Here is a 4474-nt window from a genome sequence, read left to right on the forward strand (position 1 = left end):
GGAGTTAGATTATCTCATCTACAATGACCCGCTTGGCTATGCAGACTTGATTCTGAACGGCGAACCAGAGGAGTATCTGAAGAATGTGGCGGGAAGTCACGGATTAGAAGATTAAGCATAAAAGGGTATGCGGCTATAAACCGCATACCCTTTTACACTTTATCGCTTCCAGACCGCTGCGGCATTGGAACGTGACATCAGTTCTTCGACCGGGATTCCGGCTGGGCAGATGTCCTGGCACGCAAGAGATTTTCCGCAGCCTTCAAAATAAAGCTGACGATACGCATTTGCGAGTTCTGTCTGATGGGCAATATCCTGTTCTTCGTTCAGAATACGGTAAGCGTTGACGGGCAGAACAGCTCCAGCAAATTCACTGTTCGGGTCAAAGTTCGGGCAGACCTCCAAGCAGCAGCCACAGAGCAGACACTTAGCAGATCGATACCGCTGGCTGTGCGTATAGCTGGTCTGGAACGCATCTCCTTCTAGCCACAGCTTTGTCCGCTTCAGTGCTTCAAAGATCACGGAACGGTCTACGACCAGATCTTTCACCAGTGGGAATTTGCTCAAAGGCTCCAGAGTAACAACGCTTCCCTTACAGTCCCGCAGAAAAACGGAACAGGCAAGACGAGGCAGACCATTGATCCGCATGGCACAGGCACCGCACTTGCGTATCATGCAGCCGCATTCCCACGCAATGGGGGAAACGACCGTTCCGCTCTTTTCGCACAGAGGGCTGCGGTGATTCAGCTCGTTCAACACCGAAGCAATCGAGGTGTCCGCACTTCCCTCAAAGGAAAACTCCTGCCAGCAGGGTGAAGCCTGCGGGTTTTCCTGCCGTTTGATTCGGATGGTGTAGTTCATAAATCATGCCGCCTTTCGGGGATGGATTCAAAGCTGATGGCGATATGCTGCCCGTTCCAGTGTGCCACGGTGGTTTTGCAGTAAACGGCATCGTTGCGTTGGGGATAATCTGCCCGCCAGTGCGCACCCCGGCTTTCTTTTCGGGCGAGGGCACTTTCCAGCATGGCACAGCCCAGAAGCGGAAGGGTGCCAGACAGTTTGCGGATTTCCTGAATGCCCGCTTCCAATGTCTGTGCATCCCGCACGACACCGAGTGCGTTCAGCAGAATACGATTCATCTGCATTTGAGCGTCCGGGGAAAGTTCGGGCAGAAGGGATTCTTCGGCACAGGGCATATTGGGGGAACTGACTGTTTCCCGGCAGGCAGTTTCCGCAGCAATCTGTCCTCCATAGATCGCACCCAGAAGAGAATTTCCACCCAGACGGTTTGCGCCATGGTACTGAGCGCAGCATTCACCGGCAGCGTACAGATTCCGCATCGAAGTGCGGTGCCGCTCGTCCACCTGAATGCCTCCCATAAAGTAGTGGATACCCGGCAAAATCGGAATGGGTTCTTTGCGAATATCTTTGTGCAGATAGGTCTGACAATCATCCACCAGTCCGGCAAGTTTATGCTCCATGACTTCTTTAGGAAGCTCTGTCATATCAAGGAACACCTCATAGTCACGGCTGACCGTCCAGACTTCCCGCGCGGTGATGTCACGCGGCATCAGGTTGCCGAGTTCCGGATATTTTTCTTCCATGAAATACCACGGCTTCCCGTTCCGTAATGCAAACAGCCGCCCGCCCTCACCACGGGCGGCCTCACTCAGAAGCATCCGTTTTTCGCCCAGTTCGACTGTGGTAGGGTGGTACTGGATCATTTCAAGATTTGCCATCGGAACGCCCAGACGGAACAGTTCTGCGGTGACTTCTCCGGTATTGGCAAGAGAGCCGGTCGTATCACCGAATAAGCCATGCAGCCCGCCTGTGGCAATCAGGACGGCATCGCATACAAACCGCAGCAGTTCGCCAGTATAGGTGTCCTGCACTGTGCAGCCACCGCAGATGTTCCCGGAAAGCAGCAGGGTGCGGAACTTATGGTGTGGAAAGCGTTCGACCGTTTCTGCGCTTTCTTCCCGGCGCACAGCATCAATCAGAGCGGTCATTAGCTGCTTTCCCGTATCGCTTTGTGCAAAGGCCGTCCGCTTTTTCTTCTGTCCGCCAAAATTCCGCAGGTCGAGTTCATCGTCATCTGTCACGTTGAATTGTACTCCCAGATGGTGCAGGCTGCGCACCAGTTCGGACGCAGCCTGCGTCATCCCCCAGACTGCATTCGGGTCAGCAAGTCCGCAGGCAGCGGTCAGGGTATCTGTATAATGCTGCTCCGGGCTATCCTCCTCTCCCTTGGTATTCAAGGCTGCATTGATTCCGCCCTCTGCCATAACAGACTGCGCCCGCTCGGAGGCAAGGGAGGACACCAGCTTTACCGTCCAGCCGTTTTTCACAGCAGTCAAAGCAGCGGAAAGCCCTGCCAGCCCTGCACCCACGATCACCAAAGTGTGTTTCATACATTGTTCCACCCGATATAATATAGAATGATCGAACCGGCAGCAAACAGCACCAGTATAGAAAGAATCAGATAGAGGTCGCCGCGCTGCTCCTTATCCCGGACGATGCCCAGCGATACCAGAAGGGGTCGGAGATTGAGCAGAAGATGCACAAATACCGAAGCAACCAGTAAAAGCTGCGTCAGCAGCCGGACCGTTGTGAACGGAAACAGAATGTATACGCCGTCCTGCACTCTGCCGAACACGCCAATATGGAAAAAGAGCATGAGCAAAATAGCAAGCCCACTGGTGCGCCTTGCCCAGAACAGAGCATTCTGCTTTCCGTAGAGTTTTCCGCCGGACCGGGAAGCCCGGAATGTCTGTGCGGTCAGCAAAAGCCCAAGGACGGTGTGCGCCGCCAGAATGCCAACGCCGATCCATGCCAGAAACTTTCCTGCCCCGGAACTGATGCCCAGCAACATAAAACTGCCCATCAGCCCATGAAGCAGACAGATGAAAAGTAGCAGAACGGAGAGAATGGTGTTCAGTTTTCGCATGAGGGGTCCTCCATTTCTTCTGCGGAGAGCAGAAGGATGTCTGCATCCGGCAATGCTGTTGCATCAAGCGTATTTTCCGAAACCAGCAGCAGTTGATACCGCCCATTGATTGCACGGGAACGCAGCATGGTTTCGCTGTACTGCTTCAACGTGACATCTGCTCCGGCAGCAGTCAGGCGTTCACAAAGAGCCGTTGCATAGCAAAGCAAGGGATAGTCTGTTTCGCAGACCGAAAGCGTCATGTGCGGCAGTCCGGCATCGGAAAGGACTTCTGTCTCACCGGAAACAAATGCTTTCAGATCATTCCGGAAATCCGCATCGGAAAACGGTTCCAGCGCAGGGTTGATGCAGAACAGATAGTTGCCCTCCAGCGGTGCGGCCATCTGTGCGGCACGTTTCGCTTTCGGGGTCGCACCGGTCAGCCCATCCAGAATAGAGGGCGGCGAGTGCATAAATACGCCAAACGCGGCAAGAAATCCCAATGTCAGAACCAGAGTGATGAATTTTCCTTTCACAGGCAGACCTCTTTTATTTATTGCATGGTTGTTCAAATGAAAAATCTTCTGCGCAAAATACGGCAGTTGAGTAAACGCTCAACTATATTGTATGCGAAATAAGGAGGCTGTCAAGGTCTGTTAGACGACAAATCGCAGGAAGCAGATGCTAACTTTTCCTCTTGACAACGGAGGAAGAGCAGATATAATATGATTGAACGGTTGTTCAACTACAAAACAAGGAGAACGTCTGATGTCAAATTCTTTATACACCTGTAATTGCGATGTGATCCATGAGGACATCGTGAACGATGTAAAAGGCAAAATGCAGCCGAAAGACGACTACATCCAGCTTGCATCGCTTTTCAAGCTGTTCGGAGATGGCACAAGAGTGCAGATCCTTCATGCTCTGGAACAGAGCGAGATGTGTGTATGCGACCTTGCGGTTCTGCTGGGCGTCACCAAATCGGCGATCTCTCACCAGCTGAAAGCACTCCGGCTTGCCGGACTGGTCAAATTCCGCAGAGAGGCCCAGATCGTGTATTATTCGCTGGCGGATGATCATGTAAAGGAGATCATCGACAAGGGATTTGAGCATTTAAGAGGATGATCGCGCAAGCGATTATCTTTTTGTCTTTTAAGTTGAGCGATTGAACAATTAAGAAAACGTAGTGGAGTTCAAAATGAAAAGAGTATTCATCCTGAAAGGTCTGGATTGCCCGAATTGTTCCGCCAAGATAGAAAAAGAGGTCGGAGCATTGCCGGGAGTGGAATCCTCGGTTGTGAATTTAATGCAGCAGACACTGACCGTTCAGTCAGAAAAGTCTGCGGATACAACACTGGCGGAACAGGTCGAAACGATCGTTCACAGCCATGAACCGGATGTTGAGGTGTCGGAAAAGACCGAACCTGCGGTGACGAAGGTCTATCTCCTGAAAGGTCTGGATTGTCCGAACTGCTCAGCAAAAATCGAGAAAGAAGTCGGTGAGCTGGGTGGCGTGGCTTCTTCGACCGTGAATCTGATGAACCAGAC

The 4474-nt window shown here is 52.2% G+C and carries 7 protein-coding genes; 3 read left to right on the forward strand and 4 right to left on the reverse strand.

Features of this window, described 5'->3' with window-relative positions; all coding sequences use genetic code 11:
• A partial coding sequence (locus tag C4N24_RS15720; RefSeq protein WP_242983296.1) for a DUF6061 family protein occupies positions 1–115 on the forward strand: 115 nt, incomplete at its 5' end.
• Between the two features lie 44 nt (positions 116–159).
• Here C4N24_RS15720 and C4N24_RS14655 read toward each other — a convergent pair.
• From C4N24_RS14655 to C4N24_RS14670, 4 genes are read right to left on the reverse strand one after another with little or no spacing between them, the layout of a single operon-like run.
• Positions 160–861 (reverse strand): succinate dehydrogenase/fumarate reductase iron-sulfur subunit, encoded by a 702-nt coding sequence (locus C4N24_RS14655; protein ID WP_015536699.1) that lies wholly within the window; start codon positions 859–861, stop codon positions 160–162.
• Positions 858–2411, reverse strand: a complete 1554-nt coding sequence (locus C4N24_RS14660; RefSeq protein ID WP_112092005.1) for an FAD-binding protein — start codon at positions 2409–2411, stop codon at positions 858–860. The genes C4N24_RS14655 and C4N24_RS14660 overlap by 4 nt, the downstream gene beginning before the upstream one ends.
• The gene (locus tag C4N24_RS14665; RefSeq protein ID WP_005935830.1) at positions 2408–2947 is read right to left on the reverse strand and encodes a hypothetical protein; all 540 of its coding nucleotides are present in this window, start codon (positions 2945–2947) and stop codon (positions 2408–2410) included. The genes C4N24_RS14660 and C4N24_RS14665 overlap by 4 nt, the downstream gene beginning before the upstream one ends.
• A complete protein-coding gene (locus tag C4N24_RS14670) occupies positions 2935–3462 on the reverse strand; it encodes a DUF6921 family protein (RefSeq protein WP_005935827.1) in 528 nt (175 codons plus the stop codon). The genes C4N24_RS14665 and C4N24_RS14670 overlap by 13 nt, the downstream gene beginning before the upstream one ends.
• Before the next feature lie 232 nt (positions 3463–3694).
• Here C4N24_RS14670 and C4N24_RS14675 point away from each other — a divergent pair, with 232 nt between their 5' ends.
• Both C4N24_RS14675 and C4N24_RS14680 read left to right on the forward strand, forming a co-directional pair.
• Positions 3695–4051, forward strand: coding sequence for an ArsR/SmtB family transcription factor (locus C4N24_RS14675; RefSeq protein WP_015536701.1), 357 nt, complete (start codon positions 3695–3697; stop codon positions 4049–4051).
• A 73-nt stretch (positions 4052–4124) separates the two neighbouring features.
• On the forward strand, positions 4125–4474 hold a 350-nt coding region (locus tag C4N24_RS14680; protein WP_181573119.1), incomplete at its 3' end, for a cation transporter.

It is taken from the genome of Faecalibacterium prausnitzii (assembly GCF_003287405.1).
Classification (GTDB): domain Bacteria; phylum Bacillota; class Clostridia; order Oscillospirales; family Ruminococcaceae; genus Faecalibacterium; species Faecalibacterium intestinale.

What these genes read in the sequence shown, in the direction of transcription:
- C4N24_RS14655 (WP_015536699.1), bottom strand. Translation starts at nt 861, where the DNA reads ATGAACTACACCATCCGAATCAAACGGCAGGAAAACCCGCAGGCTTCA.
- C4N24_RS14660 (WP_112092005.1), bottom strand. Translation starts at nt 2,411, where the DNA reads ATGAAACACACTTTGGTGATCGTGGGTGCAGGGCTGGCAGGGCTTTCC.
- C4N24_RS14665 (WP_005935830.1), bottom strand. Translation starts at nt 2,947, where the DNA reads ATGCGAAAACTGAACACCATTCTCTCCGTTCTGCTACTTTTCATCTGT.
- C4N24_RS14675 (WP_015536701.1), top strand. Translation starts at nt 3,695, where the DNA reads ATGTCAAATTCTTTATACACCTGTAATTGCGATGTGATCCATGAGGAC.